Origin of the sequence: Streptomyces sp. NPDC088923 (genome assembly GCF_044749745.1) — a bacterium.
Classification (GTDB): Bacteria; Actinomycetota; Actinomycetes; order Streptomycetales; family Streptomycetaceae; genus Streptomyces.
In genome coordinates this window covers 1-24721 of record NZ_JBIVIO010000011.1, presented here as the reverse complement: position 1 = coordinate 24721, position 24721 = coordinate 1, and the positions used below count along the sequence as shown (strand labels likewise).

At 73.2% G+C, this 24721-nt stretch carries 21 protein-coding genes; 5 read left to right on the top strand and 16 right to left on the bottom strand.

Annotation, left to right across the window (positions count from 1 at the left end; translation table 11 throughout):
- The first annotated feature begins 54 nt into the window (after nucleotides 1-54).
- Nucleotides 55-2490 (top strand): beta-L-arabinofuranosidase domain-containing protein, encoded by a 2436-nt coding sequence (locus ACIP4O_RS28675; protein WP_401578868.1) that lies wholly within the window; start codon nucleotides 55-57, stop codon nucleotides 2488-2490.
- A gap of 3 nt (nucleotides 2491-2493) precedes the next feature.
- Here the strand turns inward: ACIP4O_RS28675 and ACIP4O_RS28670 are convergent, their stop codons facing one another.
- The 3 genes from ACIP4O_RS28670 to ACIP4O_RS28660 form a co-directional block, all read right to left on the bottom strand.
- On the bottom strand, nucleotides 2494-3006 hold the full coding sequence (locus ACIP4O_RS28670; protein ID WP_401578866.1) for a GNAT family N-acetyltransferase: 513 nt from the start codon (nucleotides 3004-3006) through the stop codon (nucleotides 2494-2496).
- A gap of 132 nt (nucleotides 3007-3138) precedes the next feature.
- Nucleotides 3139-3423, bottom strand: coding sequence for a hypothetical protein (locus ACIP4O_RS28665; RefSeq protein WP_401578864.1), 285 nt, complete (start codon nucleotides 3421-3423; stop codon nucleotides 3139-3141).
- 4 nt (nucleotides 3424-3427) lie between these two features.
- Nucleotides 3428-6973, bottom strand: a complete 3546-nt coding sequence (locus ACIP4O_RS28660; protein ID WP_401578862.1) for a hypothetical protein — start codon at nucleotides 6971-6973, stop codon at nucleotides 3428-3430.
- Between the two features lie 369 nt (nucleotides 6974-7342).
- Between ACIP4O_RS28660 and ACIP4O_RS28655 the strand changes: the two genes are divergently transcribed.
- Nucleotides 7343-7849, top strand: a complete 507-nt coding sequence (locus tag ACIP4O_RS28655; RefSeq protein ID WP_361332964.1) for a hypothetical protein — start codon at nucleotides 7343-7345, stop codon at nucleotides 7847-7849.
- An 85-nt stretch (nucleotides 7850-7934) separates the two neighbouring features.
- Here ACIP4O_RS28655 and hemB read toward each other — a convergent pair whose 3' ends face one another.
- The 6 genes from hemB to ACIP4O_RS28625 all read right to left on the bottom strand — a co-directional run bounded on the left by hemB (nucleotide 7935) and on the right by ACIP4O_RS28625 (nucleotide 14431).
- Nucleotides 7935-8930 (bottom strand): porphobilinogen synthase, encoded by a 996-nt coding sequence (hemB, locus tag ACIP4O_RS28650; protein ID WP_401578860.1) that lies wholly within the window; start codon nucleotides 8928-8930, stop codon nucleotides 7935-7937.
- A gap of 60 nt (nucleotides 8931-8990) precedes the next feature.
- Complete coding sequence (locus tag ACIP4O_RS28645) at nucleotides 8991-10655, bottom strand: uroporphyrinogen-III synthase (RefSeq protein ID WP_401578859.1); 1665 nt, start codon at nucleotides 10653-10655, stop codon at nucleotides 8991-8993.
- Nucleotides 10652-11638, bottom strand: a complete 987-nt coding sequence (gene hemC / locus ACIP4O_RS28640; protein ID WP_401578857.1) for a hydroxymethylbilane synthase — start codon at nucleotides 11636-11638, stop codon at nucleotides 10652-10654. The genes ACIP4O_RS28645 and hemC overlap by 4 nt, the downstream gene beginning before the upstream one ends.
- Nucleotides 11635-13005, bottom strand: coding sequence for a glutamyl-tRNA reductase (locus ACIP4O_RS28635; protein WP_361332975.1), 1371 nt, complete (start codon nucleotides 13003-13005; stop codon nucleotides 11635-11637). The genes hemC and ACIP4O_RS28635 overlap by 4 nt, the downstream gene beginning before the upstream one ends.
- Nucleotides 13002-13814, bottom strand: coding sequence for a redox-sensing transcriptional repressor Rex (locus tag ACIP4O_RS28630; RefSeq protein WP_361332977.1), 813 nt, complete (start codon nucleotides 13812-13814; stop codon nucleotides 13002-13004). The genes ACIP4O_RS28635 and ACIP4O_RS28630 overlap by 4 nt, the downstream gene beginning before the upstream one ends.
- A 344-nt stretch (nucleotides 13815-14158) precedes the next feature.
- Nucleotides 14159-14431, bottom strand: a complete 273-nt coding sequence (locus ACIP4O_RS28625; RefSeq protein WP_401578854.1) for a glutaredoxin family protein — start codon at nucleotides 14429-14431, stop codon at nucleotides 14159-14161.
- 80 nt (nucleotides 14432-14511) lie between these two features.
- Between ACIP4O_RS28625 and ACIP4O_RS28620 the strand changes: the two genes are divergently transcribed.
- From ACIP4O_RS28620 to ACIP4O_RS28610, 3 genes are all read left to right on the top strand, one after another.
- Nucleotides 14512-15429 carry an HAD family hydrolase gene (locus tag ACIP4O_RS28620; protein WP_401578852.1) on the top strand — a complete coding sequence of 306 codons (918 nt, stop codon included), beginning with the start codon at nucleotides 14512-14514 and terminating at the stop codon, nucleotides 15427-15429.
- A 393-nt stretch (nucleotides 15430-15822) separates the two neighbouring features.
- Nucleotides 15823-16596 (top strand): ECF subfamily RNA polymerase sigma factor, BldN family, encoded by a 774-nt coding sequence (locus ACIP4O_RS28615; RefSeq protein ID WP_009067884.1) that lies wholly within the window; start codon nucleotides 15823-15825, stop codon nucleotides 16594-16596.
- A 235-nt stretch (nucleotides 16597-16831) separates the two neighbouring features.
- Nucleotides 16832-18115, top strand: coding sequence for a DUF5667 domain-containing protein (locus ACIP4O_RS28610; protein ID WP_401578850.1), 1284 nt, complete (start codon nucleotides 16832-16834; stop codon nucleotides 18113-18115).
- A 95-nt stretch (nucleotides 18116-18210) separates the two neighbouring features.
- On the opposite strand, the gene ACIP4O_RS28605 is transcribed toward ACIP4O_RS28610, so the two are convergent.
- From ACIP4O_RS28605 to ACIP4O_RS28575, 7 genes are all read right to left on the bottom strand, one after another.
- Nucleotides 18211-19179: a lysophospholipid acyltransferase family protein gene (locus ACIP4O_RS28605; protein WP_401578848.1), complete on the bottom strand. Its 969-nt coding sequence runs from the start codon at nucleotides 19177-19179 to the stop codon at nucleotides 18211-18213.
- 31 nt (nucleotides 19180-19210) lie between these two features.
- Nucleotides 19211-20239, bottom strand: coding sequence for an NAD-dependent epimerase/dehydratase family protein (locus tag ACIP4O_RS28600; protein ID WP_401578847.1), 1029 nt, complete (start codon nucleotides 20237-20239; stop codon nucleotides 19211-19213).
- Between the two features lie 182 nt (nucleotides 20240-20421).
- On the bottom strand, nucleotides 20422-20520 hold the full coding sequence (locus tag ACIP4O_RS28595) for a 30S ribosomal protein bS22 (protein WP_003948845.1): 99 nt from the start codon (nucleotides 20518-20520) through the stop codon (nucleotides 20422-20424).
- Nucleotides 20521-20707: 187 nt separating this feature from the next.
- A complete protein-coding gene (locus tag ACIP4O_RS28590; protein WP_007823614.1) occupies nucleotides 20708-20920 on the bottom strand; it encodes a helix-turn-helix domain-containing protein in 213 nt (70 codons plus the stop codon).
- A 608-nt stretch (nucleotides 20921-21528) separates the two neighbouring features.
- Nucleotides 21529-22701: an acetoin utilization protein AcuC gene (locus ACIP4O_RS28585; protein ID WP_401578845.1), complete on the bottom strand. Its 1173-nt coding sequence runs from the start codon at nucleotides 22699-22701 to the stop codon at nucleotides 21529-21531.
- Nucleotides 22670-23902: an MFS transporter gene (locus tag ACIP4O_RS28580; protein WP_401578843.1), complete on the bottom strand. Its 1233-nt coding sequence runs from the start codon at nucleotides 23900-23902 to the stop codon at nucleotides 22670-22672. Before ACIP4O_RS28580 ends, ACIP4O_RS28585 begins: the two co-directional genes overlap by 32 nt.
- Nucleotides 23903-23943: 41 nt before the next feature.
- A complete protein-coding gene (locus ACIP4O_RS28575) occupies nucleotides 23944-24588 on the bottom strand; it encodes an HAD family hydrolase (protein WP_401578841.1) in 645 nt (214 codons plus the stop codon).
- Nucleotides 24589-24721 lie beyond the last annotated feature (133 nt).

Genomic DNA, 24721 nt, shown 5'->3' with positions numbered 1-24721 from the left:
GCACCCCGAAGAGCCCCCAGAGCATCTGCCGAGCCGACAGGAGCACCACCCCCCATGCACCTGAATCGCAGACAGTTCACCTCCGCCTCGCTCGCCACCGCCGGCGCCTTCGTCCTCGGCGCCCGCTTCTCCGGCGTCGCGACGGCCGCCGGCGACCGGGTCGCACCCGCCCGGGGCGGCCACTACACCCCCAACGCCGCACCCCTGCGCCCCACCGCCTTCCTCCGCCTGCCACCGACCGCCGTCACCCCGAAGGGCTGGCTCGCGACCCAGCTCACGCTCCAGCTGCGGGGCCTGTGCGGCCAGTACGCGAAGACCTCGCACTTCCTGGACCGCGCCACGAGCGGCTGGGCCCACCCGGAGCGCGAGGGCTGGGAGGAACTCCCGTACTGGCTGCGGGGATACACCGATCTCGCGATCGTCACGCGCGACGCCGAGGCGCTCGCGGCCGTGCGCGACTGGATGGACGCGATCCTCGCGACCCGGCAGGCCGACGGCTTCTTCGGTCCCACCAGGCTGCGCACCTCGCTCGGCGGCGGCCCCGACTTCTGGCCCTACCTGCCGCTGCTCCAGGCGCTGCGCTCGTGGTACGAGTACGACGGCGACGCCCGCGTGGTCCCCGCCCTCACCGCCTTCCTCCGCTACATGAACGCGCAGGGCCCGAGCGCCTTCAACCGGAGCTGGGTCTCGGTGCGTTGGGGCGACGGGCTCGACACGGTCTACTGGCTCTACAACCGCACCCAGGACGCCTTCCTCCTCGACCTCGCCGACAAGATCCACGCCAACGGCGCCGACTGGCGCGGCCGGCTGGCGAGCCCGCACAACGTGAACATCGCGCAGGGCTTCCGCGAACCGGCCCAGTACGCGCTGCGCAGCGGCGCGGCATCCGACACGCAGGCCACCTACTCCACGTACGAACTCGCCATGAGACACGGACAGTTCCCCGGCGGCGGCTTCGCGGGCGACGAGAACATACGGGACGGGCACGACGACGCGCGCCAGGGCTTCGAGACGTGCGGCGTCGTGGAGTTCATGGCGAGCCACGAGCTGCTGACCCGGCTCACCGGCGACCCGCTGTGGGCCGACCGCTGCGAGGAGCTGGCGTTCAACGCGCTGCCGCCCTCGCTCGACCCGTCCGGCAGGGCCATCCACTACGTCACGAGCGCGAACAGCGTCGACCTCGACAACTCCCCCAAGTCCGACCGGCAGTTCCAGAACTCCTTCGCGATGCAGGCGTATCTGCCGGGCGTCGACCAGTACCGCTGCTGCCCGCACAACTACGGCATGGGCTGGCCGTGGTTCGCGCGGGAACTGTGGCTCGCGACGCCGGACAACGGCCTCGCCGCGGTGATGTACGCGCCGAGCGAGGTCCGCGCGAAGGTCGGCGCGGACGCCACCGAGGTGACCGTGAGCACCGACACGGCCTACCCCTTCGGCGACACGCTGACCCTCACCGTCCGCACCCCGCGCCCCGTCGCCTTCCCGCTGCGGCTCCGCGTCCCCGCCTGGTGCGCGACGCCCGAACTGACCGTGAACGGCACGAAGTCGGCGGCCCCCGCGGGCCCCGCCTTCACCACGGTGAGCCGTACGTGGCAGGACGGCGACACGGTACGGCTCCGCCTCCCGCAGCGGGTCACCGTGCGCACGTGGGCGGAGCAGCACGACGCGGTGAGCGTCTACCGCGGCCCGCTCGCGTACGCGCTCCGCGTCGGGGAACGCTACGAACGCCTCGGCGGCAGCGACCAGTTCCCCGAATACGCGGTGCACGCGACGGGCACGTGGAACTACGCCCTGCTCCCCAACGGCCCCACGCCCACGGTCCGTTCCACCGGAGCCGCCCCGACCGCGAACCCGTTCACGCTCGACGGCACCCCGCTCGCCCTCACCGCGCGGGCCCGCCGCCTGCCCGAGTGGAGCGCCGACGCCCAGCACGTCGTGTGGCCGCTGCAACAGAGCCCCGCCCGGAGCACGGAGCCCGAGCAGGACGTGACCCTCGTCCCCCTCGGCGCCGCCCGGCTCCGCGTCGCCGTGCTGCCCACGGCGGACGCGGGCGGCACGCCGTGGCTCGCGCAGCGCTGGTACCGGTTGCGCAACAGGCACTCGGGGAAGGTCCTCGCCGTGGACGGCATGTCCCACGCGGACTCGGCGCGCGTCGTGCAGTTCGCCGACAGCGGCACCGCCGACCACCTGTGGGAGCTGGTCCCCGAGGGCGACGGCTGGTACCGGGTGCGCAACCGCGAGTCGGGCAAGGTCCTCGGCGTGGACCTCATGTCGACCGCCGACTCGGCGCACGTCGTGCAGTTCGCGGACAACGGCACGGACGACCACCTGTGGCAGTTCCTGCCCGCGCCGGGCGGCGGCTACCGCCTCAAGGTGCGGCACTCCGGCAAGGTCCTCGGCGTCGACGGCATGTCCACGGCCGACTCCGCGCAGGTCGTGCAGTTCGCCGACAACGGCACGGACGACCACGTGTGGGAACCGCTGACCTGACGCCTACAGCTCCACGCCGTAGTACCGCACCCCGTCCTCCTCGCGCTCGAAGACGAACCCGGCCGCGAGGAGGACGCGCTGCGAGGCGACGTTGCCGACGTCGGTGTCGGCGGCGACCCCGCACACGCCCTGCTCGCGCGCGAACACGAGCAGCCCCCGTACGGCCTCGGACGCGAACCCCCGCCCCCACACGGCCGGAACCAGGTCGTACCCCAGCTCGACCCACCCCCGCTCGTCCGGCGGCCCGTGGAACCCGATCCCGCCCACGGCGGCCCCGTCCTGGCGCCGCCGGATCTCGTAGGCGGGGAACTCCGCCGGATACCCGTACTTCTCCAGCATCTCCAGGTAGTGCAGGGCCCCGACCCGCGAGGTGTGCCCCGGATACCCCTCCCCCCACGGCACCGCGCCCGGCCCCGCCCCCGGCACCCCCGCCGCGATCTGCTCGGCCTCCGCCACCGTCAGGGGATGCAACACCAGTCGCCTCGTCGCGAGATCAGCAGCCATGGCTATGGGCATACCAGGTGCGGTCGTGCTTCGCAGCCGTTTACCGCAATCGCGGGCGGCGGGCCGCGCGGCGGCCGGAACGGCGTGGTCCCCGCCCGGCGGAAGCCGGACGGGGACCACAAGGAGCCCTGCCCCCCGAGACGCTCAGCGCCAGACGGCGGGAATCTGCGCCAACTGCTCTTCCAGACTCCAGTCGGCGGGCCGGTATTCAGGCTCCTTCCACTCCGCGCCGGACGCGAGCCACAGCGCTCGGCTCGCCTGGACACGGCCGTAGGTCTCGTCCTCTATGCCGGACTCCGTGCCGCAGCAGGGGCAGATGAGGTACTGGGGCACCCCGTACTCGTTCCACAGCGCGCCCTCCCCGCCGAGACCGCACACGCGGCAGATCTCCTCGACGGGGACCGTGGGCCCATCCTCTTCCTCAGCCATCGGATCAGCGTATCTCCGTGCCGCGGCCGGGCTGAGCGAGCCAATCCTCAAGCGTTCCCTCGTAACCGTTCGGGTTGCTCGGGCTCATCGGCTTGGGCTTGTACATCGTCTGCGGTATCCCGTCCTTCGTGAAGGCGGCCCAGGCCCCGTTGCTCTTGTCGAAGATCGCGACCGATCCGCCGTTTTGCCTGTAGACGCGGTAGCCGGCCGCCGGCTTGCCCTTCAGGGCGATGTCCCCGTAGTTGCGCGCGAGCTTGACGTACTCCTGCGCGTTGGCCAGCTCGGAGAACTCCGCCCTGTGCTTCTTCCAGTGGGTGAAGGCGTTCTGGGCGTTGCTGAGGCCCCTCTTCGGGTTCGCGGACCATATGTGCGGGACCTTCCCCTCCGCACGCATGGCCTTGTTGAACGCCTCGATCGCCTCGACACCGCGCTTGCCCCACTTCCCGCCGGTCGCGCCCCAGCCGAGGAACGGGATCATCGCCGCGCAGGACAGGCCCGCGTTCAGGCTGTCGCCCTCGGCCCCGTACCAGCCGCAGTTGATACCGTCGGCGATCTCCCCGAGACCGGGCACCAGCCCCGCCGTGTCCAGGACCGTGTGCCCCAGCGTGGCGAGGTCCCACCAGTCGGTGTCGCCGCGCTCCTGCTGCTCGGCCAGGTCGGCGAAGTACTCCTCCAGCGCCTGGAGGGACGCCTCGTCGGCCCGGTCCTGCTCGTCCTCCAGCGCCTTGCGGATCTCCGCCCACTGCTTCTCGGCGGCGACGTTCAGCGCCTCGTTCATCGCCTCGGCCGCGGCGTCGGCGTCCTTGCCCGCCGCCTCGGCGGAGGCGCGTGCCGCACCGGCGGCGGCCCACGCGGAGTTGGCGGAGCCGTGCGCGGAGGCCGCGGAGGCCTCGGCACGGACGACGGAGTGGTCGGCGTCGCGGGCGGCGGCGTGGGCGTCGGCCTCGGCGGCCCGGGCCGTCTTCGCCGACTTCGCCGCCTCGTCGGCGGACTTCTGCGCCGCGTCGGCGGAGGCGTCGGCGTCCTTGCTGTAGGAGGCGGCCTGCTCGGCCGACGCCTTCGCCTGGTCCGCGTACTTCTTCGCCTCGGCGGCGGCCTTGCGCGCCTTCGCCGCCGTCTCACCGGCGAGCGCCGCGTTCTGCTGGGCGACGGCCGCCACCTTGGCGGCGCTGGCGATCAGGCCCTGGACCCGCGCCGTGTGGGTCGCGGTGAGCAGGTCCTGGCGCTTGGCCTTGAAGCGGCCGGTCTCGGTGAAGGCGTGCAGGACCTGCGGCGGGCCCTCCAGGGCGATGCGCGCGGCGGCCTTCTCCTCCGGCGTCCCGGAACCGACGAGCTGCGTCGCCTGGACACGTTCGTCGTTGGCACGCTGCACGTAGTAGTCGCTGTCGACGAAGTCCCGCAGCTTCGCGGGGGAACCGTCGTTGAGCGCGGCCTGGCCCGCCTTCCTGACGCCGGGCCCCGCGCCGTTCATCAACTGGGTGATGCGCACGCGGAGGTCGTTGGAGACGGCCTGGAACTGACCCGTCTCCAGGAACTCCTCGATCGGGGCGTCGCCCTTCTCCACGACGGCGGTGGCGGCTGCGCGCACGTCCGACGACGTCGAGTCGGTGGCGAGGGTCTCGGCCCGCGCGCGCCGGTCGAGAGCGGCGGCCTGCTCGCGGCCCTCGGCCACGTACCGCACCACGTCGTCGGCGGAGCCCGCGAGGGCGACCTCGGCGGCGCTGACGCTCCACGGGCCGCGCGTGCGCACGGTGTTGAGCGCGACCTTGCGGGCCTTGGGCGCGAGGGTGTCGGCGTCCTCGCCGGAGGCGGATATCTCCTCGGCGAGTTCCGTGGCCTCGGCGTCGAGCGCGGCGGCGGCCTCGGCCTGCTTCTTCCCCTCGGCGACGCGCTCGTCGTCCTGGTCCCGCAGCGAACGCGCCTGCTCCACGGCCCCGGCCGTGCGGGAGGCCAGTTCCTCCGCCTCGACCTCGCGGGCGAGGGTGAACGTGTCCTTGGCCTGCTGCACCGCGGCGCTCGCGGCGTCGGCGGCGGTCTTCGCCGCGGCGGCGTGTTTGGTGGACTCGGCGGCGGCGGTGGCCGCCTCGCCCGCGTGCTCCGCGGCCTCCTTGGCGGCGGCGGCGGCCTTCTCGGCGTGCTCGGCCGAGGAGTTGGCGGCGTCCCTGGCCTCCCGTGCGGCCTTGGCCGACTTCGCCGCGAGCGAGTCGGCCCTGTTGGCGGCGGCCGTCGCCTCCGCGGCGTGCCGGTGCGCCTCGGCGGCGGCGGCCCTGGCCCGGGCGGCCTGCGCGTCGGAGACCCCGGCCTGACCGCTCGCCTCGGCCGCGGCGGACGCGGCGGCGTCGGCGTTCTGCCCCGCGCTGGCGGCCGCCTGGGCCGCGCCGGCCGCCTCGACGACGGCGGTGGCGGCGAAGTCGGCCGCCTGCGCCGCCTTCTTGGCGCCCTTGGCGGCGTCCAGGGCGTCCTCGGCCGCGGAGCGGGCGGCGGACGCCTTCCCCGCGTCGGTGGCCGCCGCGGCGGCGGCGTTACGGGCCCGGGCGGCGGCGTTGGCCGCGGCGGCCGCCGCCGAGGCGGCCTGGGCCGCGGCGTTGGCGGCGACGCGGGCTGCCCGGTTGGCGGCGCTGGCGGCGTCGACGGCCACCTGGGCGGCGCGGGCGGCCCCGCGCGCCGCGTCGGCGGCGCGACCCGCCGCGTTCGACGCCTTGACGGCGTCGTTCTTCGCGGCCTCGGTCTCCTTCGCGGCCTTCTGCGCCGCTTCCTTGGCGAGCTTCGTCGCCTCGATCGCGCGCGCCGAGGCCTCCTTGGCGCGGTCGGTCTCCACCCGCGCCTGCCGCCCGGCCTCGGTTGCCTGTGTGGCGAGGTCGGCCACCGTGGCCTGCTCCTGGTCGCGGGCGCGGGCGGTGTGCTGCCCGACCTCCAGGAACTCCCTGATGTCGTTGATGTCGCCGTTGAGCGCGACGCGGGCGGCCTCCTTGGTGGCCTGCCCGCCGGTGCTCATGATCTGGACGACCTGCACCCTGGCATCGTTGTCGGCGGCGGTGTACTGCCCCTCGGAGAGGAACTTCCGTATCTCGTCCATCCCCCCGTTGAGCGCCTTGCGCCCGTCGGCCGCCACCTGCGGCCCCGCGGCGGAGGAGATGATCTGGGTGACCTGGACGCGCTGGTCCTGCTCCAGAGGGGCCTTCCAGCCCTCCTCCAGGAAGTCGGCGAGGCCCTCCTCGGGACCCGCGAGGGCCTCCTGGGCCGCCTCGCGGACAGCGCGTCCGCCGAGCGAGAGGATCTGGACGGTGGCGACGCGGTCGTCCGCCGTCCGCGCGAGCGCTTCCTCCCCGTCCAGGAACGTGCGTACGTCGGCGTCGGAGCCGAGCAGCGCGGCCTCGGCGGCCGCCTTGACGCCCGGTCCGCCCTCCTCCCACGCCGAGAGCACCTTTCCCCGGTCGGTCGCGGGCAGGTACTCGACAGGCGCGTACTCGTCCGGGTCGGGGTCGAGCGCGGAGGCGGGCGCCGGACCGAGCATCCCGGCCGTCATGGCGAGGAGCAGGGCCACACCCACCGAAGCGGCCCTCGTCCGGCCACGTGCCACCGCCGTCGGCCCCCGCCCGGGTCTCGCCCTCCCACTTCCTGTGCGTTCGCGAAGGTTCCTCACCACTGCTCCCCTTTTCGGACAAACCACTTGTGCTTGCGCTTCCTTGACGCTGCATCACCATAGGTTTGAAGTACTTGTGAGAAAAGAAGGTAAGTCCTTTGCGCGTGTGATACTTTCCGATCACTTCAGGTACACCAGGGGCAACGGCACCCGCACACCCCACGCCACGCGGTTGACGGTTCGCCGGCGCACGGGGCGCGGAACACCTGCGTGTGAGACACCACGTGGGCACGGCGAGTGCCGGGCGCTGTGTCCGTGACGACTACGGATGCACAGATGACTCTGAATTCGCGCTCACGCTCGCTCCTCGCGACCACCGCGACGGCGCTCGCGCTGGCGGGCGTCTCCACATGGGCCTTCGCGGACGGGAACGACACCCCCTCCGTCCAGGCGGCAGCGGCGGACCAGCCCGGATACGCCGTCGAGACCTTCGACTATCCCGGCGCCGACCGCATCGCCGCCGAGCAGGGCATCACCCTGCGGCGCGGCGACGGCCACATCGTCCTCGCGGAGTGCGACGACTCCAGCCCCATGATCAAGGTGTGGACCCGTAAGAGCGCGGCGGGGAAGTTCTGCTTCAGCAGCACCGCGCCCACCGGGTTCCTCACCCTGGAGGTCCCGGACGTCTACGCCATCGAGACCGTCCAGCGGTCCGTGCACGCGGAGCTGGAGGCCGAGGGCAAGTCGGTGGAAGTGGACGTGAAGAAGGACGAGTTCAAGGGCGTGGGCGAGGGAGTGGGCGACGCCCCCGCGGTCCTCCTCGAACTCCGCGTCACCGGCTGACCCGCCTCCCGCACGGCCGTACGTCGACGGCCCCCGCCCCCGCGGTCACGGGGAACGGGGGCCGTCGACGTACGGCCGGCGCGCGTCACCGCAGCGCCCGCGCCACCTCCACCGCCCAGTACGTCAGCACGCTGCGGGCGCCCGCGCGGCGGATGCCCACGAGGGACTCGCGGATGGCGGCCTCGCGGTCGATCCAGCCGCGCTGCGCGGCGGCCTCGATCATCGCGTACTCGCCGGAGATCTGGTACGCGACGACAGGGACGTCGACCGACTCGGCGACCTTCGCGAGGACGTCGAGGTAGGGCCCGGCGGGCTTGACCATGACCATGTCCGCGCCCTCCTGGAGGTCCAGGGCGAGTTCGCGCAGCGACTCGCGGAGGTTCGCGGGGTCCTGCTGGTACGTCTTGCGGTCGCCCGTCAGCGAGGAGCCGACGGCCTCGCGGAACGGGCCGTAGAACGCGGAGGCGTACTTCGCCGTGTAGGCGAGGATCGCCACGTCCTCGTGGCCCGTCTGGTCGAGCGCGTCGCGGATAACGCCGACCTGGCCGTCCATCATGCCGCTCGGGCCCACGACGTGCGCGCCCGCGTCGGCCTGGACCTGCGCCATCTCCGCGTACCGCTCCAGCGTCGCGTCGTTGTCGACGCGCCCCCGCGCGTCCAGGACGCCGCAGTGCCCGTGGTCGGTGAACTCGTCGAGGCACAGGTCCGACATGACGAGCAGGTCGTCGCCGACCTCGGCCCGTACATCCCGCAGGGCCTGCTGGAGGATGCCGTCCGGGTCGGTCCCCGCCGTCCCCACCGCGTCCTTCTTCGCCTCCTCGGGCACGCCGAAGAGCATGATCCCGGAAATGCCCGCCTCGGCCGCCTCGACGGCCGCCTTGCGGAGCGTGTCGCGCGTGTGCTGCACGACCCCGGGCATGGTCTCGATCGCGGCGGGCTCGCCGATGCCCTCCCGTACGAACGCGGGCAGGATGAAGTCCGCCGGGTCGAGCCGCGTCTCCGCGACCATGCGGCGCATCGTCGCGTTCGTACGGAGCCGCCGCGGCCGGATGCCGGGGAAACCGTCGCCGTACTCGCTCATACTCGAACCACCTTCACGGAAAACACGGGAACTCGGGGACACGAAGGGCACGCGCGGTCGTCACGTGGTGCTGCGCCGCCTGCGCGCCCCGGGACGCCGCTCGCTCGGCCGGGTCACCTGCTCGCCCGCGTCGAGCGCGGCGAGCCGGCGCCGGGTGCCGAAGTCGGCGAGCGCGGCGGCGAGCTTGAGCGCGGACGGCTCGGGGGCCATGACGTCCACGCGCAGCCCGTGCTCCTCGGCCGTCTTCGCCGTCGCCGGGCCGATACAGGCGATGACGGTGACGTTGTGCGGCTTGCCCGCGATGCCGACGAGGTTGCGGACGGTGCTGGAGGAGGTGAACAGGACCGCGTCGAAGCCGCCGCCCTTGATCGCCTCCCGCGTCTCGGCCGGGGGCGGCGAGGCGCGCACGGTGCGGTACGCGGTGACGTCGTCGACCTCCCAGCCCAGCTCGATGAGCCCGGCCACGAGGGTCTCGGTGGCGATGTCGGCGCGCGGCAGGAAGACGCGGTCGATCGGGTCGAAGACCGGGTCGTAGGGGGGCCAGTCCTCCAGGAGCCCGGCGGCCGACTGCTCGCCGCTCGGCGTCAGGTCCGGCTTCACGCCGAAGTCGACGAGGGCCTTGGCGGTCTGCTCGCCGACCGCGGCGACCTTGATCCCCGCGAAGGCGCGCGCGTCGAGCCCGTACTCCTCGAACTTCTCCCGCACCGCCTTGACGGCGTTGACGGACGTGAACGCGATCCACTCGTAGCGCCCGGTCACCAGGCCCTTGACGGCCCGCTCCATCTGCTGCGGGGTACGCGGCGGTTCGACGGCGATCGTCGGGACCTCGTGCGGCACGGCGCCGTAGGAGCGGAGCTGGTCGGAGAGCGCGCGGGACTGCTCCTTCGTGCGCGGCACCAGGACCTTCCAGCCGAAGAGCGGCTTCGACTCGAACCAGGCGAGCTGATCGCGCAGGGCCGGGGCGGAACGCTCCCCGACCACCGCTATGACCGGCTGCGCGCCCTCGGGCGAGGGGAGCACCTTCGCCTGCTTGAGCACCTGGCCCACGGAGGCGAGCGTCGCCGTCCAGGTCCGCTGCCGGGTCGTGGTCCCGGCGACGGTCAGCGAGATGGGGGTGTCGGGCTTGCGCCCGGCGCTCACCAGCTCACCGGCCGCGCGCGCGACGCTCTCCAGGGTCGTGGTGACGACGACGGTGCCGTCGCTCTGCCCGACCTCGGTCCAGCAGCGCTCGGAGGCGGACGCGGCGTCCACGAACCGTACGTCGGTGCCCTGCGCGTCGCGCAGCGGAACCCCGGCGTAGGCCGGGACCCCGACGGCGGCGGCGATGCCGGGGACGACCTCGAAGGGGATGCCCTCGGCGGCGCAGGCGAGCATCTCGGCAGCGGTGTCGGTGTCGAGACCGGGGTCCCCCGGCACGGCTCGGACGACCCGCCTGCCGCCCCGCGCGGCCGCCATGACAAGATTGGCCGCGTCACCGACTCCCGGAGTTCCGGGCTCGGTTGACGTCTCGTCGGTCAGCAGGGGTGCGTCCGCGTCGGTGCGCGCGTGCGCCCGGACGACGTCGAGCACCCGGGGCTCGGCGATCAGCACATCGGCCGCGGCCAGTGCCTCCACGGCCCGCAGGGTGAGCAGGCCGGGGTCGCCGGGACCCGCGCCCAGGAAGGTGACATGCCCGTGGCCCGCCTCGGTGGCGACGGCGGCAAGGGCGGAGGTGGTGGGGCTCATCGTGCTCGCTCCCCCATCAGACCGGCCGCGCCCTTCGCCAGCATCTCGGCGGCGAGTTCCGCGCCGAGCGCCTCGGCCTCCGCTTGCGTGGAGGGCACGTGACCGGTGGTGGTCAGCTGCACCAGCGCGGCACCGTCGGTCGAGCCGACGACACCCCGCAGGCGCATTTCGGTGGTCTGCCGCGCCATGTCATTGGGCTGCGCGGCCTGGTCCTGCGTTCCGTCGGGGAAGTCGGCGAGCGCGCCCACGGGTGCGCTGCAACCTGCTTCGAGCGCCGCGAGCAGCGCCCGCTCGGCGGTCACGGCGGCCCGCGTGTACGGGTCGTCGAGCCGGGCGAGCGCCTCGGCGAGCGGCCCCGGGGGGCACTCGACGGCGAGCGCTCCCTGGCCGGGCGCCGGCAGGACGGTGTCGGGCGCGAGGTACTCGGTGACCTCACCACCCCTGCCGAGCCGGTTGAGCCCGGCCGCGGCGAGAACCACGGCGTCCAGCTCACCGTCCCGTACGAAGTTGATCCTCGTGTCGACGTTGCCGCGGATCGGCACCGTCTCGACGCCGAGTCCGTGCGCGCGGGCGTGGGCGTTGAGCTGCGCCATGCGGCGCGGCGATCCGGTCCCGATCCGCGCGCCCCTCGGCAGGCGCTCCAGGGTGAGCCCGTCGCGCGCGACGAGCGCGTCCCTGGCATCCTCGCGCCGCGGGATCGCGGCGAGCACGAGCCCTTCGGGCTGCGCGGTCGGCAGGTCCTTCAGGGAGTGCACGGCGAAGTCCACGTCACCGCGCAGCAGCGCGTCGCGCAGCGCGGTGACGAAGACCCCCGTACCTCCGATCCGCGCGAGGTGCTCGCGCGAGGTGTCGCCGTACGTCGTGATCTCCACGAGTTCGACGGGACGGCCCGTCGCCTCGCGCACGGCATCGGCCACGAGCCCGGACTGCGCCATGGCGAGCTTGCTGCGCCTGGTGCCGAGCCGGAGTGGCTTGTCGGTCATGACCGCCCTCGATTCGGGTCGTCTGTACTGCTCGCGTCGGCCCGGCTGACGGCGGCCACCGTCTGCGGGTCGAGGTCGAAGAGGGTGCGCAGCGCGTCCGCGTACCCGGCACCGCCGGGCTCGCTGGCGAGCTGCTTCACCCGCACCGTCGGCGCGTGCAGGAGCTTGTCCACGACGCGGCGCACGGTCTGGGTGATCTCGGCGAACTCGCGCTCGCCGAGGCCGGGAAGGCGCCCGTGCAGGCGAGCCGTCTCGGCGGCCACCACGTCGGCGGCCATGGTGCGCAGGGCCACCACGGTGGGCGTGATGTGCGCGGCCCGCTGGGCGGCGCCGAAGGCGTCCACCTCCTGGGCGACGAGGTGCTGCACGCGCTCGACGTCGGCGGCCATGGGCGCGTCGGCGCTGGCCGCGGCGAGCGACTCGATGTCGACGATGCGGACGTGTTCCAGGGCGTGTGCCGCCCCGTCGATGTCGCGCGGCATCGCGAGGTCGAGGAGCGCGAGCGGGCGCGCGGCGCGGCCCGTGACGGCTTCCTCGATGGCCTGGGCGGGCAGGACGAGCCCGGTCGCGCCCGTGCACGAGACGACGATGTCCGCGCGGGGCAGCTCGTCGGTGGCCTCGCCGATCGGCAGGGCGCGCGCGGCGACGCCCGTACCGCCCGGCTGGGTGAGGATCTCGACGAGCCGGTCCGCGCGCTCGCGGGTGCGGTTGGCGACGACGATCTCGGCGACGCCGGCCCGCGCGAGCGTGGCGGCGGCGAGCGAGGACATCGAGCCCGCGCCGATGACGAGGGCGCGCTTCCCCTTCGCCCAGTCGTCGACCGAGGTGCCCGGCTCACCGCTCTCGGCGAGCTGTTCGAGACCGAAGCTCACGAGGGACTGGCCCGCGCGGTCGATCCCGGTCTCGCTGTGGGCGCGCTTGCCGACGCGCAGCGCGGACTGGAAGAGGTCGTTGAGGAGGCGGCCCGCGGTGTGCAGTTCCTGGGAGCGCGCGAGGGCGTCCTTGATCTGCCCGAGGATCTGTCCCTCGCCCACGACCATCGAGTCCAGGCCGCAGGCCACCGAGTAGAGGTGGTGGACGGCGCGGTCCTCGTAGTGGACGTAGAGGTACGGGGTCAGTTCTTCGAGGCCGACGCCCGCGTGCTGGGAGAGGAGCGTGGAGAGTTCGGCGACGCCCGCGTGGAACTTGTCGACGTCCGCGTACAGCTCGATGCGGTTGCACGTGGCGAGGACCGCGGCCTCGGCGGCCGGCTCGGCGGCGAGGGTGTCCTGGAGGAGCTTGGCCTGCGCGTCCGCGGTGAGCGCGGCGCGTTCCAGGACGCTCACGGGGGCGCTGCGGTGGCTGAGCCCGACGACGAGGAGACTCATGCCCGCATCACGGCGGGCAGGTCACCCTCCGGTCCCGGACCGTCCCCGGCGCGAGCGGCGCGCTCGGCGGGGGTCTCCTTCGCGGCGACGCCGCTGACGGCGGTGGTCGGCGCGTCGCGCACGGCGCTCTCCTCGGCGAGGTTCTCCTCACCGGCCTTGCGCTGCTCGTGGAAGGCGAGGATCTGGAGTTCGATGGAGAGGTCGACCTTGCGCACGTCGACGCCGTCCGGCACGGCGAGGACCGTGGGGGCGAAGTTGAGGATCGAGGTGACGCCGGCCCCGACGAGCCGGTCGCAGACCTGCTGCGCGGCCCCGGCGGGCGTGGCGATGACCCCGATCGAGACGTGCTGCTCGCGGATGACCGTCTCCAGCGTGTCGATGTGCTGGACGGGAATGCCGGCGACGGGCTTCCCGGCGAGCGCGGGGTCCGCGTCGACGAGCGCCGCGACCCGGAAGCCGCGCGAGGCGAAGCCGCCGTAATTGGCGAGCGCGGCGCCGAGGTTGCCGATACCGACGAGAACGATCGGCCAGTCCTGGGTGAGGCCCAGCTCACGCGAGATCTGGTAGACGAGGTACTCGACGTCGTAGCCGACACCGCGGGTCCCGTAGGAGCCGAGGTAGGAGAAGTCCTTGCGCAGCTTCGCGGAGTTGACCCCGGCGGCCGCGGCGAGTTCCTCGGAGGAGACCGTGGGGACCGAGCGCTCGGAGAGCGCGTTGAGGGCGCGGAGGTACAGCGGAAGGCGGGCGACGGTGGCCTCGGGAATTCCTCGGCTGCGGGTCGCCGGTCGGTGAGTTCGGCCAGTTGCCACGGTGCTCCTGCGGGTAGAGCGGGGCTCTGGGCGGTCAGTTGTCCCAGGACCGCCCCGTCGCCAGCAGGCTATGTCTTTGTGAACGCGTGCACAAAGATGGTGTCCGTTTTGTCCGGCCAAAGTGACCGGGGTCACGTGGCCGAATCCCCACGTCGGGGAACCATTTCGCGCGGGGCGCGAGCGACCGTGCGGGGACAACGCCGACACCCCTTTCCGAATGCCCAGTGCCCCCGCAGCCTGCGATTCGATGGTACCTGGGTTATTTCAGCCCCTCTGGGGGTACCTCCCGGCCGAAGGCTGGGGGAGATTGAGGAGCGGGGTCCGGGGCGGAGCCCCGAAAGCCGTCACCGCAGAGCCCGGCGCAGCCGCTCCGCGTCCACCCTCCAGAACGTGTGCTGCTCCCCGTCCACCAGGACGACCGGCACCTGTTCCCAGTACTCCCGGTACAGCGCCTCGTCCCGCGTGATGTCCTTCACCTCCCACGCCACCCCCAACTCCCCGCACACCGCGCCGACCACGCGCTCCGCGTCCTCGCACAGGTGGCACTCCGGCTTCGCGATGAGCGTCACGGTCCGTTCGGCTGCGGGCCTGCGCCGCCCGAAGAGTCGTCCAGTCATACCTCTCATTCTCCGTCCCGCCCCGGGGGCTTCGGCTCGCGGTCCGCCGCCCCTCCCGCCGACTCGATATGCTCGACCGCATGGCCGCTCCCGGATGGCTCACCCCCCGCAGGCGCCCCGCCACCGCACGCAGCGTCCTGGCGGGCGAAGCGGCGGCCGAGGCCGCGCGGAAGAGCGAGAGCGAGTCCGCCGGGGGCGTCCCCGAGCCCGAGTTCCCGGTCGCCGGGGACACCCGCGCCGCCGCCTTCTTCGACCTCGACAACACCGTCATGCAGGGCGCGGCCCTCTTCCACTTCGGCAAGGGCCTCTACAAGCGGCACTTCTTCGAGCGCCGCGAACTCGCGCGCTTCGCCTGGCAGCAGGCGTGGTTCAGGATCGCGGGCGTCGAGGACCCGGCGCACATGCAGGACGCGCGGGACAGCGCCCTCTCCATCGTCAAGGGCCGCCGCGTGGCGGAACTCACGTCGATCGGCGAGGAGATCTACGACGAGTACCTCGCCGACCGCATCTGGCCCGGCACCCGCGCCCTCGCGCAGGCCCACCTCGACGCGGGCCAGAAGGTGTGGCTCGTGACGGCCGCGCCCGTCGAGACGGCGACGATCATCGCCCGCCGCCTCGGCCTGACCGGCGCGCTCGGCACGGTCGCCGAGTCGGTCGGCGGCGTCTACACGGGCCGGCTCGTCGGCGAGCCGCTGCACGGCCCGGCGAAGGCGGAGGCGGTACGGGCGCTGGCCGCGGCCGAGGGGCTCGACCTCGCGCGCTGCGCGGCGTACAGCGACTCGTACAACGACGTACCGATGCTCTCGCTCGTCGGACATCCGTACGCGATCAATCCTGACGCGAAACTGCGCAAATATGCCCGTGCCCGCGAGTGGCGGCTGCGCGATTACCGGACCGGCCGCAAGGCGGCCCGGATCGGCGTCCCGGCGGCCGCCGGACTCGGCGCCGTGGCCGGCGGCACGGCCGCCGCGGTGGCGATCCACCGCCGCCGTCACTGACCGCGTCCACCGCGAAGCGGCACGTCAGACCCCTCACCTTCACTCTGCGTGAAGCTCGCCGTGTGGGCCCGAGGTTCAGCCATACCCAGCCGGGGCGCCCGGTAGTCGCGATTCCGGGCAGCCGTGTCCCCGCGACACGCACTCGGAAGACTTCGCGCAAAAACGGTCACCAACAGGGCTTTTGAGCGATCACCAATGCCAGCGACTCCATAAGAGAAGCGACGCAAGCGGTGATTTGAGCAACTCGGTGTAGCGCCGCCTGCACGAAGCGTTATTCTCCTCAAACGCATGACGGCCCCCTGCCTCCTGTACGCCGAGTGAACATGAGCCCGAGCGGTACGGGGGACGAGGAGCCGGAGTGCACGTGATGGAAGCTCTGCCTCTGGGAGTCCCGTGTACCCACACGTCGGGGTTGACGCCGCGGGCCTGGCCGCTCTCCGCGCCTCGGTAGTCGACCGCCTGCGCGGTTTCGTCCCCACCGCGTACGCCACACCCGTCTTCGCCACGCCCGCGCCCGCTCGACCGTGCTACGCCCTGGCCGAGTCGAGTACGGCCGTCGGCAGACGCGGCAGGTCCGCCGCGGCCACCACCACCCACCGCCGGCCCGCCGCGGACAGCGACAGCGCCCGCATGATGGACCTTGTCGAGAGGGCGCAGAGCGGCGAGGCCGACGCCTTCGGCCGCCTCTACGACCAGTACAGCGACACCGTCTACCGCTACATCTACTACCGCGTCGGCGGGAAGGCGACGGCCGAGGACCTCACGAGCGAGACCTTCCTGCGCGCCCTGCGCCGGATCGGCACCTTCACCTGGCAGGGCCGCGACTTCGGCGCCTGGCTCGTGACGATCGCCCGCAACCTCGTCGCCGACCACTTCAAGTCCAGCCGCTTCCGCCTCGAAGTGACGACGGGCGAGATGCTCGACGCCAACGAGGTCGAGCGCAGCCCGGAGGACTCCGTCCTCGAATCCCTCTCCAACGCCGCCCTCCTCGACGCCGTCCGCCGCCTCAACCCCCAGCAGCAGGAGTGCGTGACCCTGCGCTTCCTCCAGGGCCTCTCCGTCGCGGAGACGGCCCGCGTCATGGGCAAGAACGAGGGCGCGATCAAGACCCTCCAGTACCGGGCCGTGCGCACCCTCGCCCGTCTCCTCCCGGAGGACGCCCGCTGAACGAAACGGCTGCACCGAGGGCGCTCGCACCGGCGGCGTCCCCTCACGCAGCGCGCCCGGACGGGCACGCAAGGACACAGTCCCCGCATCTTCGTCACCCGTCCGTAACCCCGCCCCCAAGCCCGTCGTTGTCCCGAACGCAGGCTCCCTGCGGTCACGCCGCCCCCGCCACGGCGGCGGCCCCCACCAGGACCTTCCGGGGAGCCGATCGTCATGACGAGAGGAGGTGCCGCCAGTGATCGCGAACGTCTCGGCGCACCGGCGGGCGAACGCCTTCGCCCAGGCCCTGGACGAGCGGCCCGGGCAGGGCCTCGCGGCACAGCAGGGCACCGCACAGGAGCCACGGGACCGCACCGACGAGCCGAGCCGGATGCTCGCGCTCGCCACCGGACTCGCCTCCCTGCCACCGCCCGTGCTGGACCCCGGGGTGAAAGTGGTCCAGCGGGCCCAACTGGTCGCCGCGATGGAGACCATGCTCCGCGAGGGCACGGTGCCGGGCCTGGACAGCCCACGCCCTTCGGTGCCCGGTCAGCGCTCCCGCAAGGGCGCCCACCGGGCGAACCCGCTCAGCAAGCTCAAACCCCGCACCCGCCTCTCCAAGCGGCTCGCCGCGGGCGGCCTCACGGTGAGTGTCGCCGCGGGGGCCTTCGGCGGGGTCGCGGCGGCGAGCGGCGACGCCCTGCCGGGTGACTCGCTCTACGGGCTCAAGCGCGGGATGGAGGACCTCAGGCTCGGCATGGCCGGGGACGACGCCGATCGCGGGCAGCTGCTCCTCGACCAGGCGGGGACGCGGCTCTCCGAGGCCCGCAGACTCATGGACCGGGGCAGCGCGGGCCGCCTCGACCACGAGCACCTCGGCGAGGTCCGCCGCGCGCTCAACGGCGTCAAGTACGACGCGGGCGAGGGCCACCGGCTGCTCAGCAAGGCCTACGAGGCCGACCACTCCCTCGGTCACCTCCAGGCCCTCTCCTCCTTCGCGGGCACCCACCGCGAGGCCTGGGACCGGCTGCGCGAGCGCCTCCCGGTCCAGTTCGTCGAGGTGAGCGACGAGGTCACCTCGGTGTTCGACGCGATGGAGAGCGAGGTCACCCCGCTGCTGCCGCACACCCCGGCCGCGAAGCCCGGCACCCCCGAGCAGCCGGGCTCCCCGACCGCGGGCGACCGCGACAGCGCGGGACCGCACGCCCGCGAGCGCGAGGAGCACCCCGGCGACGGCAAGGGCGGGGACCCGCGCGAGTCGCCCGGCCGGGGCGGCGCGCACGGCACCTCACCGACCCCCTCCGGAGAGTCCCGCGACGAGGACGGCCTCCTCGGCGACGCGGGCCGGCTCCTCGACCCCCTCAAGCCCTCGCCCGGCGCCTCCTCCCCGGACGGCACCGGCGGCGGCAGCGCGAAGGGCGAACAGGGCGGCGCGGGAGACAAGGACCGCGCGCCCGACCCCGTCCCGGACATCACCCTGCCCCCGCTCCTGCCAGGAGTCCTCCCGGGCCTCGGCCTCGGCGTGGAGGACGACTCGTAGGCGCGGCGAGGGGTACGGGAGCGGGGCCGCGCCTTCCACGAGGCGCGGCCCCGCTCCCTTACCCCGGGCTGACGGGCCCGCCGGTGCGAGGCCCCTCAGAAGAACACCGACCGCCGCCCCACCAGCGCCTCGTACAGCATGTGCTGAATCCGCTCCCGCACCTGGTCCGTGAGGTTGAAGACGAGCATGGGGTCCTCGGCGGCGGCGGGCGGGTGGCCGGAGGTGTCGAGCGGGGCGCCGAACTCGATGGTCCACTTCGTCGGGAGCGGGAGCGCGCCGAGCGGGCCGAGCCACGGGAAGGTCGGCGTCACGGGGAAGTACGGGAGGTTGAAGAGGCGCGCGAGGGTCCTCGCGTTGCCGACCATGGGGTAGATCTCCTCGGCGCCCACGATCGCGCACGGCACGATGGGCGCCCCGGCGCGCAGCGCGGTCGCGACGAAGCCGCCGCGCCCGAAGCGCTGGAGCTTGTACCGCTCCGCGAACGGCTTCCCCAGCCCCTTGAACCCCTCCGGCATCACCCCGACGAGTTCGCCCGCGGTCAGGAGCCGCTCGGCGTCCTCCGCGCAGGCGAGCGTGTGCCCCGCCTTGCGCGCCAGCTCACCGACGACGGGCAGCCGGAAGACGAGATCGGCGGCGAGCAACCGCAGCCGCCGGGCGGCCGGGTGCTCGTCGTGGAGCGCGACCTGGAGCATGAGCCCGTCGAGCGGCAGCGTCCCCGAGTGGTTCGCGACGAGGAGCGCGGCCCCGTCGGCGGGCACGTGCTCCAGTCCCTTCACCTCGACCCGGAAGTACTTCTCGTACAGCGGTCGCAGCGCCTCCAGGAGCACGCCCTCGGTCAGTTCGGCGTCGTACCCGAAGTCGTCCACCTCGTACGCGCCGGTGAGCCGCCGCCGCAGGAAGGCGAGCCCGCCCGCGAGCCGCCGCTCCCACTCGGGCCCCGTACCCTCCGCCTCGCGCGCGGCCCCCGGCAGTTCCCGCACCTCCGCCTCGCCGCCGTCCCGCCGCTCGCCACGCCGCTCACGGGCGCGATCGTCGTCGAACGGGATCACTTTCGCGTCGGCCATGGGGCGGGACTCCTTCGGATGCGGTGGTGGTTCAGGACGTGCGGGGCGCGGCGAGGCGGTCGAGGACGGCGCCGAGGAGCGCGGGTGGGAGCAGCCCGGGGCCGCGGGCGCGCGCGTAGTCGGCGAAGGTCCCGGCCGTCCCGTACGCCGGGACGAAGCCGAGGTCCTCGCGGAGCCGGTCGGTGGCCACGACCCTGCCATGGGTGAGCATCCGCCACTGCTCGGGCGAGAAGTCCCCGAGTCCCGCACCGCGCAGCGCGGCACCCGCCCAGCGCGCGACGGGCGGCAGGAGCGCCACCGTGGGCCGCCCGAGCCGCCGCGCGCACTGCGAGAGCAGCAGCACGCCCTCGCCCGCGACGTTGTACGTGCCGTTGCCGCGCGCCGAGGCGCTCTCCGGCAGGCAGGCGATCAGCCGCAGCACCGCGAGCACATCGTCCTCGTGCACGAACTGGAGCCGCGGGTCGTGCCCGAGCACGGTCGGCAGCACGGGCAGCGCGAAGTACGCGGCGAAGGGCGACTCGGCGCCGGGGCCGAGGATGCCCGCGAAGCGGAGCACGCCGACCGCGACATCGGGGCGGCGGCGGGCGAAGCCCCGTACGTAGTTCTCGACTTCGCCGACGTCCTTCGCGAAACCGCCGTGCGGCGGCGCGTGGTGCGGACCGCTCTCGTCGACGACGGCCGGGTCGCGGGCGGCCGAACCGTACACGGCGGTCGAGGACTTCACGACGAGACGGCGCAGCCACGGGGACTTCTGGCAGGCGGCGAGGAGCTGGAGGCTCCCGATGACGTTGGTCTCCTTGACGCCGGCGCGCGGCACTCCGGGCGCCGTGCCGGTCACGTCGAGGTGCACGACGGTGTCGACGGCGTGCTCGGCGAGCACGCGCGCGATGGCGGGCTGCCGCAGATCGGCGCGGACGAACTCCGCCCGCCCGAGCGGCTGCCCGGGCGCGGCGGCGTCCACCGCGATCACCCGCTCCACCGCGGGGTCCTCCTGCACGGCCCGTACGAACCGCGCCCCGAGCCTGCGCCCGGCCCCCGTCACCAGCACGACACTGCCCACGCGATCGCCGCCCTTCCGTGGCGTACGCCGATGGGGCCACGGTAGCGGGCCCCCGGCGCGGGGCGGGGAGCGGTCTCAGCCCCCTGCCACCGGGGAACCCGCCGTACACAGGACCGCGGCCCTCCCCCGGAGTGAACCGGGGAAGGGCCGCGGCGGAGCGCCCCGCTCGCGCGGGGAAGGGCTCACTTCTTGTTACGACGCTGGACGCGCGTACGCTTCAGCAGCTTGCGGTGCTTCTTCTTGGCCATCCGCTTGCGCCGCTTCTTGATGACAGAGCCCACAACAACCCTCGCTCACTACTCGGAACACCCCCGCAACTGGCGGGGGCACTTGGTGCGGGGCTGCATGGGCCCACACGACCTACGTCGGCCCAGCCTACCCGCCACCCGCTCCGAGCCCTAAATCGAGGGCGACCCCCCTGCCCGGGACCCGGCTGAGCACCGGTTCCCGGGCGGGCGGGCAGCGGGATCAGGCGGTCTCCACCCCCACGTAGGACTCGCGGAGGTACTCGTGCACCGCCTGCTCGGGGACCCGGAAGGACCTTCCGACCCGGATGGCGGGCAGATGACCGCTGTGCACCAGGCGGTACACGGTCATCTTCGACACTCGCATCACCGAGGCGACCTCGGCGACGGTCAGGAACTGGACCTCGTTGAGAGGACGCTCGTCAGCAGTGGCCATCACTACACCTGTACCTTCCGCTCGGACGCGCACCGGCTTCCCCTCCGGTGACTCCTCGTCGCTGAGCGCTCACTCCCCAGATTAGGGGCGGGTGATGCGAGTGGGGAAGAGGAGCAGGCATCCTCTGTTTACCGTGACAGACACGCCGGATTGAGTACATAACGAGTAATCGGCCGGTGGTACCCGGCCCGCACGGCACCCTCAAGCGGAACGCGAAAAGCCACCCGCCCCTCCCCCGCACCGCCGTCCGGCCGGGGCCACGCGCGCCCCCTTGCTCCGCCGCCCCACGGCGGAGCTGACCTGCACCGCGACCCCGCCCCTCTCCCGCGCCCCACCACGGCTTCCACCTCGTCCGCCCCCCGTGAGCCGGTCCGTCCCAGGAGGCTCCGGCGAAGGGCTCGCGCCCGGCTCACGCCCGGCGCGAGCGGAGGGCGCCGAGGGGACGGGAGGAGGCGCGGGAACGTAGGCGGCGGGGACGGACGTAGGGGGAAGCGGGTCGTTTTGTCGACACAGCGGTGCGGGTTCGGGGGGAGGAGAGGGGGCCGGGGTGGCCAGGAGGGGTGAGGCGTTGGGCGTAGGAGATGTGCGCCGAGGTGCCTCGCCGCCCGTTACGGAAGGAGCCCCCGCAACGGGAAGACGGACTTCCGCGTCGCGATGATCGCCTGATCGATCCGGTCCGCCGGGTCGTAGCCCTCTTCCCACGGCTGCCACCGCACGGGCCAGCGGCCGTCCGTCATCCGGTACGGCGCCTGCTGCCGCGTCTCGGCGTACACCTGTTGCCGCCACTCCTCCGGTACGGCCGCGAGCGGTTCGACGGGCCGGTGCGCGGCGATCGCGGTGAGGTGGGTCCACGAGCGCGGTACGACGTCGGTGACCGCGTAGCCACCGCCGCCGAGGGCGAGCCAGCGTCCCCGCGCGTACGTGTGCGCGAGGTCGTGGCACGCCGCCTGCACGGCGCGCTGGGCGTCGAGCGAGACGGCGAGGTGCGCGAGCGGGTCCTCGAAGTGGGTGTCGGTGCCGTGCTGGGTGACGAGGAACTGCGGGTCGAAGCCCCCGAGGAGTTCGGGCACGACGGCGTGGAAGGCGCGCAGCCAGCCCGCGTCCCCGGTCCCCGCGGGCAGCGGCAGGTTCGCCGCCGAGCCCTCCGCGTCCGCGGCGCCCGTCTCCTGCGGCCAGCCGGAGTTGGGGAAGAGGGTGCGCGGGTGCTCGTGGACCGAGATGGTCAGGACGCGCGGATCGGACCAGAACGCGGCCTCGACGCCGTCCCCGTGGTGCACGTCCGTGTCGACGTACGCGACCCGCTCGGCGCCCAGTTCGAGGAGCCGCGCGATGGCGAGCGCCGCGTCGTTGTAGACGCAGAACCCGGAGGCCGCGGCGGGCATCGCGTGGTGGAGGCCGCCGGTGAAGTTCACGGCGTGCGCGGTGTCCCCGCGCCACAGCGCCTCGGCGGCGGCGACGGACTGCCCGGCGATGAGCGCGGACACCTCGTGCATGCCCGCGAACGCCCAGTCGTCGATGGTGCCGAGCCCGTACCGCTGGTCGGCGTGCTCCGGGTCGGCGGAGGCGGCCTTCACCGCCGCGATGTAGTCCTCGCGGTGGACGAGCCGCAGCGTCGATTCCCCGGCGGGCGGGGCCGCGACGACCTTGAGCGCGGCGTCGACGCCGAGGCCCGCGACGAGCTTGCGGGTCAGGTCGAGCCGTACGGGGTCCATCGGGTGACCGTCGCCGAAGTCGTACGCGGTGACGCCGTCATCCCACATCAAGTGCGCGAGGCCGCTCATGCCCGTCACCGTACCGGGCGGGCGCGGGCGCGAAGGAACGCGCGTACCCCAGCGTGAGGAGGACGAGGACGAGCGGCACGATCATCGCGCCCCGGTAGTTCCAGGCATCGCCGAGCGCCCCGACGAGCGGGGAGCCGACGAGGAATCCGACGTAGTTGAAGATGTTGAGCCGCGCGACGGCCGCGTCCGAGGCGTGCGGGAACATCCGCCCGGCGGCGGCGAAGGTCTGCGGTACGAGGACGCACAGCCCGAGCCCGAGCAGCGTGAAGCCCAGCATCCCCACCCAGGCGCCGGGCGCGAGTGCCACGACACCGAAGCCGGTCGCGGCGAGCACGGCGCCGGCCCGTACGACCACGACGGGGCCGAAGCGCCGCACCCCGAAGTCCCCGAGTCCGCGGCCGATGAGCGTCGTGACCATGTACACGTTGTAGGGGACGGTCGAAAGCTGCTCCGAGCTGCCGAGGACGTCCTGGAGGTACTTCGCGCTCCAGTTGGAGACGGTCGAGTCACCGATGTACGCGAAGGTCATGACGAGGCAGAGCGGGAGGAGCATCCGGAAGACGACACCGGAGCCCTGCGCCCGCTCCTGCTCCTGCTCCTGCTCCTTCGGCGCGGGAGCCCCCTTGCGCGCGTCCGCGTACCACCGGCTGCCGATGAGGGCTGCGGGCACGGTGACTGCGACGAGCGGGAGGTAGGAGACGCCGAGCGAGAGGTGCCAGTGCGCGCCGGCCCAGGCGAGCGAGGCGCCGAGGATGCCGCCGAGGCTGTAGACGGCGTGGAAGCCGAGCATGATGCTGCGGCCGTAGGCGCGCTGGAGGCTGACGCCGAGCATGTTCATCGAGGCGTCGAGCGCGCCGACGCCGAGCCCGAAGACGGCGAGGACGAGGGCGAGGACCACCATGCCGTCGCCGTAGCCGACGCCGAGGAGGGCGAGCAGCGCGAGGGGTTGCGACCAGCGCAGTACCCGGCTCGGTCGCACCCGCTTGACGAGCTGTTCGGTGACGACGCTCCCCACACCGGCGAGGACGGGGACGGCGGCGAGGAACACCGGGAGGAGCCCGTCGGATATCCCGTACTTGTCCTGGACGGCGGGTATCCGGGTGACGAGCAGCGCGAAGGCGGCGCCCTGCACGAAGAAGCTCAGGGCGAGCGCGATCCTGCCGTGCCGCAGGCGGGCGTCGAGGGGGGCGGGAGCGGTCATGGCGGGAGCGTAGGCGCCCGCGCTACCGGTCGGTAGATCAATCAGCCGAGCAAATCGGGGAGTTCGGCCATGCGCCCGAAGCCCGCGGTGACCGGGCCGAGCCCGGCCGCCGGGGTCATGGCGGTAAATCCGTACACGTCCATCCCGGCGGCCCGCGCGGCCTGGACGCCGAGCGGGCTGTCCTCGACGACCGCGCACCGCTTGGGGTCGACGCCCATCACGTCGGCCGCGTGGAGGAAGAGGTCGGGGGCGGGCTTTCCGCGGCCGACGTCCTCGGCACTGAAGACGCGGTCCTCGGGAAACCAGCGGTCGAGCCCTGTGACGCCGTGCCCGAAGCGGATGCGCTCGTGGCTGCCGGAGGAGGCGACGCAGTACGGCGTCCCGCTCTCCTTCAGCCACGCGAGGACCTCACCGACGCCGACGACGGGCTTCAGCTCGCGCGCGAAGGCCGCGAAGACCCGCGCGTGGAAGTCGGCGTCGAAGGTCTCGGGCAGCCGGCGCCCGCTCCGGTCGAGGATCGTGTCGTGCACCCGGTGCAGGGCGCCGCCCATGTAGTCCCGGAGGGAGTCCTCGTACGTGGTGGGGTGGCCGAGTTCGGTGAGATACGCGGCGAGCACCGTATTGGACAGCGGTTCGCTGTCCACGAGGACGCCGTCGTTGTCGAAGATGACCAGGTCGTAGCGCATGACTCCGACAATAGCCCGGCCCGGAATACGGGCCCGTGAACGCGGAAAAGCCCCGCACCAATTGAATGGTGCGGGGCTCCCCCACAAATATTGTTCGGCGGCGTCCTACTCTCCCACAAGGTCCCCCTTGCAG

Coding starts and splice junctions, on each gene's coding strand:
- ACIP4O_RS28675 (WP_401578868.1), top strand. CDS start 55: ATGCACCTGAATCGCAGACAGTTCACCTCCGCCTCGCTCGCCACCGCC.
- ACIP4O_RS28670 (WP_401578866.1), bottom strand. CDS start 3,006: ATGCCCATAGCCATGGCTGCTGATCTCGCGACGAGGCGACTGGTGTTG.
- ACIP4O_RS28665 (WP_401578864.1), bottom strand. CDS start 3,423: ATGGCTGAGGAAGAGGATGGGCCCACGGTCCCCGTCGAGGAGATCTGC.
- ACIP4O_RS28655 (WP_361332964.1), top strand. CDS start 7,343: ATGACTCTGAATTCGCGCTCACGCTCGCTCCTCGCGACCACCGCGACG.
- hemB (WP_401578860.1), bottom strand. CDS start 8,930: ATGAGCGAGTACGGCGACGGTTTCCCCGGCATCCGGCCGCGGCGGCTC.
- ACIP4O_RS28645 (WP_401578859.1), bottom strand. CDS start 10,655: ATGAGCCCCACCACCTCCGCCCTTGCCGCCGTCGCCACCGAGGCGGGC.
- hemC (WP_401578857.1), bottom strand. CDS start 11,638: ATGACCGACAAGCCACTCCGGCTCGGCACCAGGCGCAGCAAGCTCGCC.
- ACIP4O_RS28635 (WP_361332975.1), bottom strand. CDS start 13,005: ATGAGTCTCCTCGTCGTCGGGCTCAGCCACCGCAGCGCCCCCGTGAGC.
- ACIP4O_RS28625 (WP_401578854.1), bottom strand. CDS start 14,431: ATGACTGGACGACTCTTCGGGCGGCGCAGGCCCGCAGCCGAACGGACC.
- ACIP4O_RS28620 (WP_401578852.1), top strand. CDS start 14,512: ATGGCCGCTCCCGGATGGCTCACCCCCCGCAGGCGCCCCGCCACCGCA.
- ACIP4O_RS28605 (WP_401578848.1), bottom strand. CDS start 19,179: ATGGCCGACGCGAAAGTGATCCCGTTCGACGACGATCGCGCCCGTGAG.
- ACIP4O_RS28590 (WP_007823614.1), bottom strand. CDS start 20,920: ATGGCCACTGCTGACGAGCGTCCTCTCAACGAGGTCCAGTTCCTGACC.
- ACIP4O_RS28585 (WP_401578845.1), bottom strand. CDS start 22,701: ATGAGCGGCCTCGCGCACTTGATGTGGGATGACGGCGTCACCGCGTAC.
- ACIP4O_RS28580 (WP_401578843.1), bottom strand. CDS start 23,902: ATGACCGCTCCCGCCCCCCTCGACGCCCGCCTGCGGCACGGCAGGATC.
- ACIP4O_RS28575 (WP_401578841.1), bottom strand. CDS start 24,588: ATGCGCTACGACCTGGTCATCTTCGACAACGACGGCGTCCTCGTGGAC.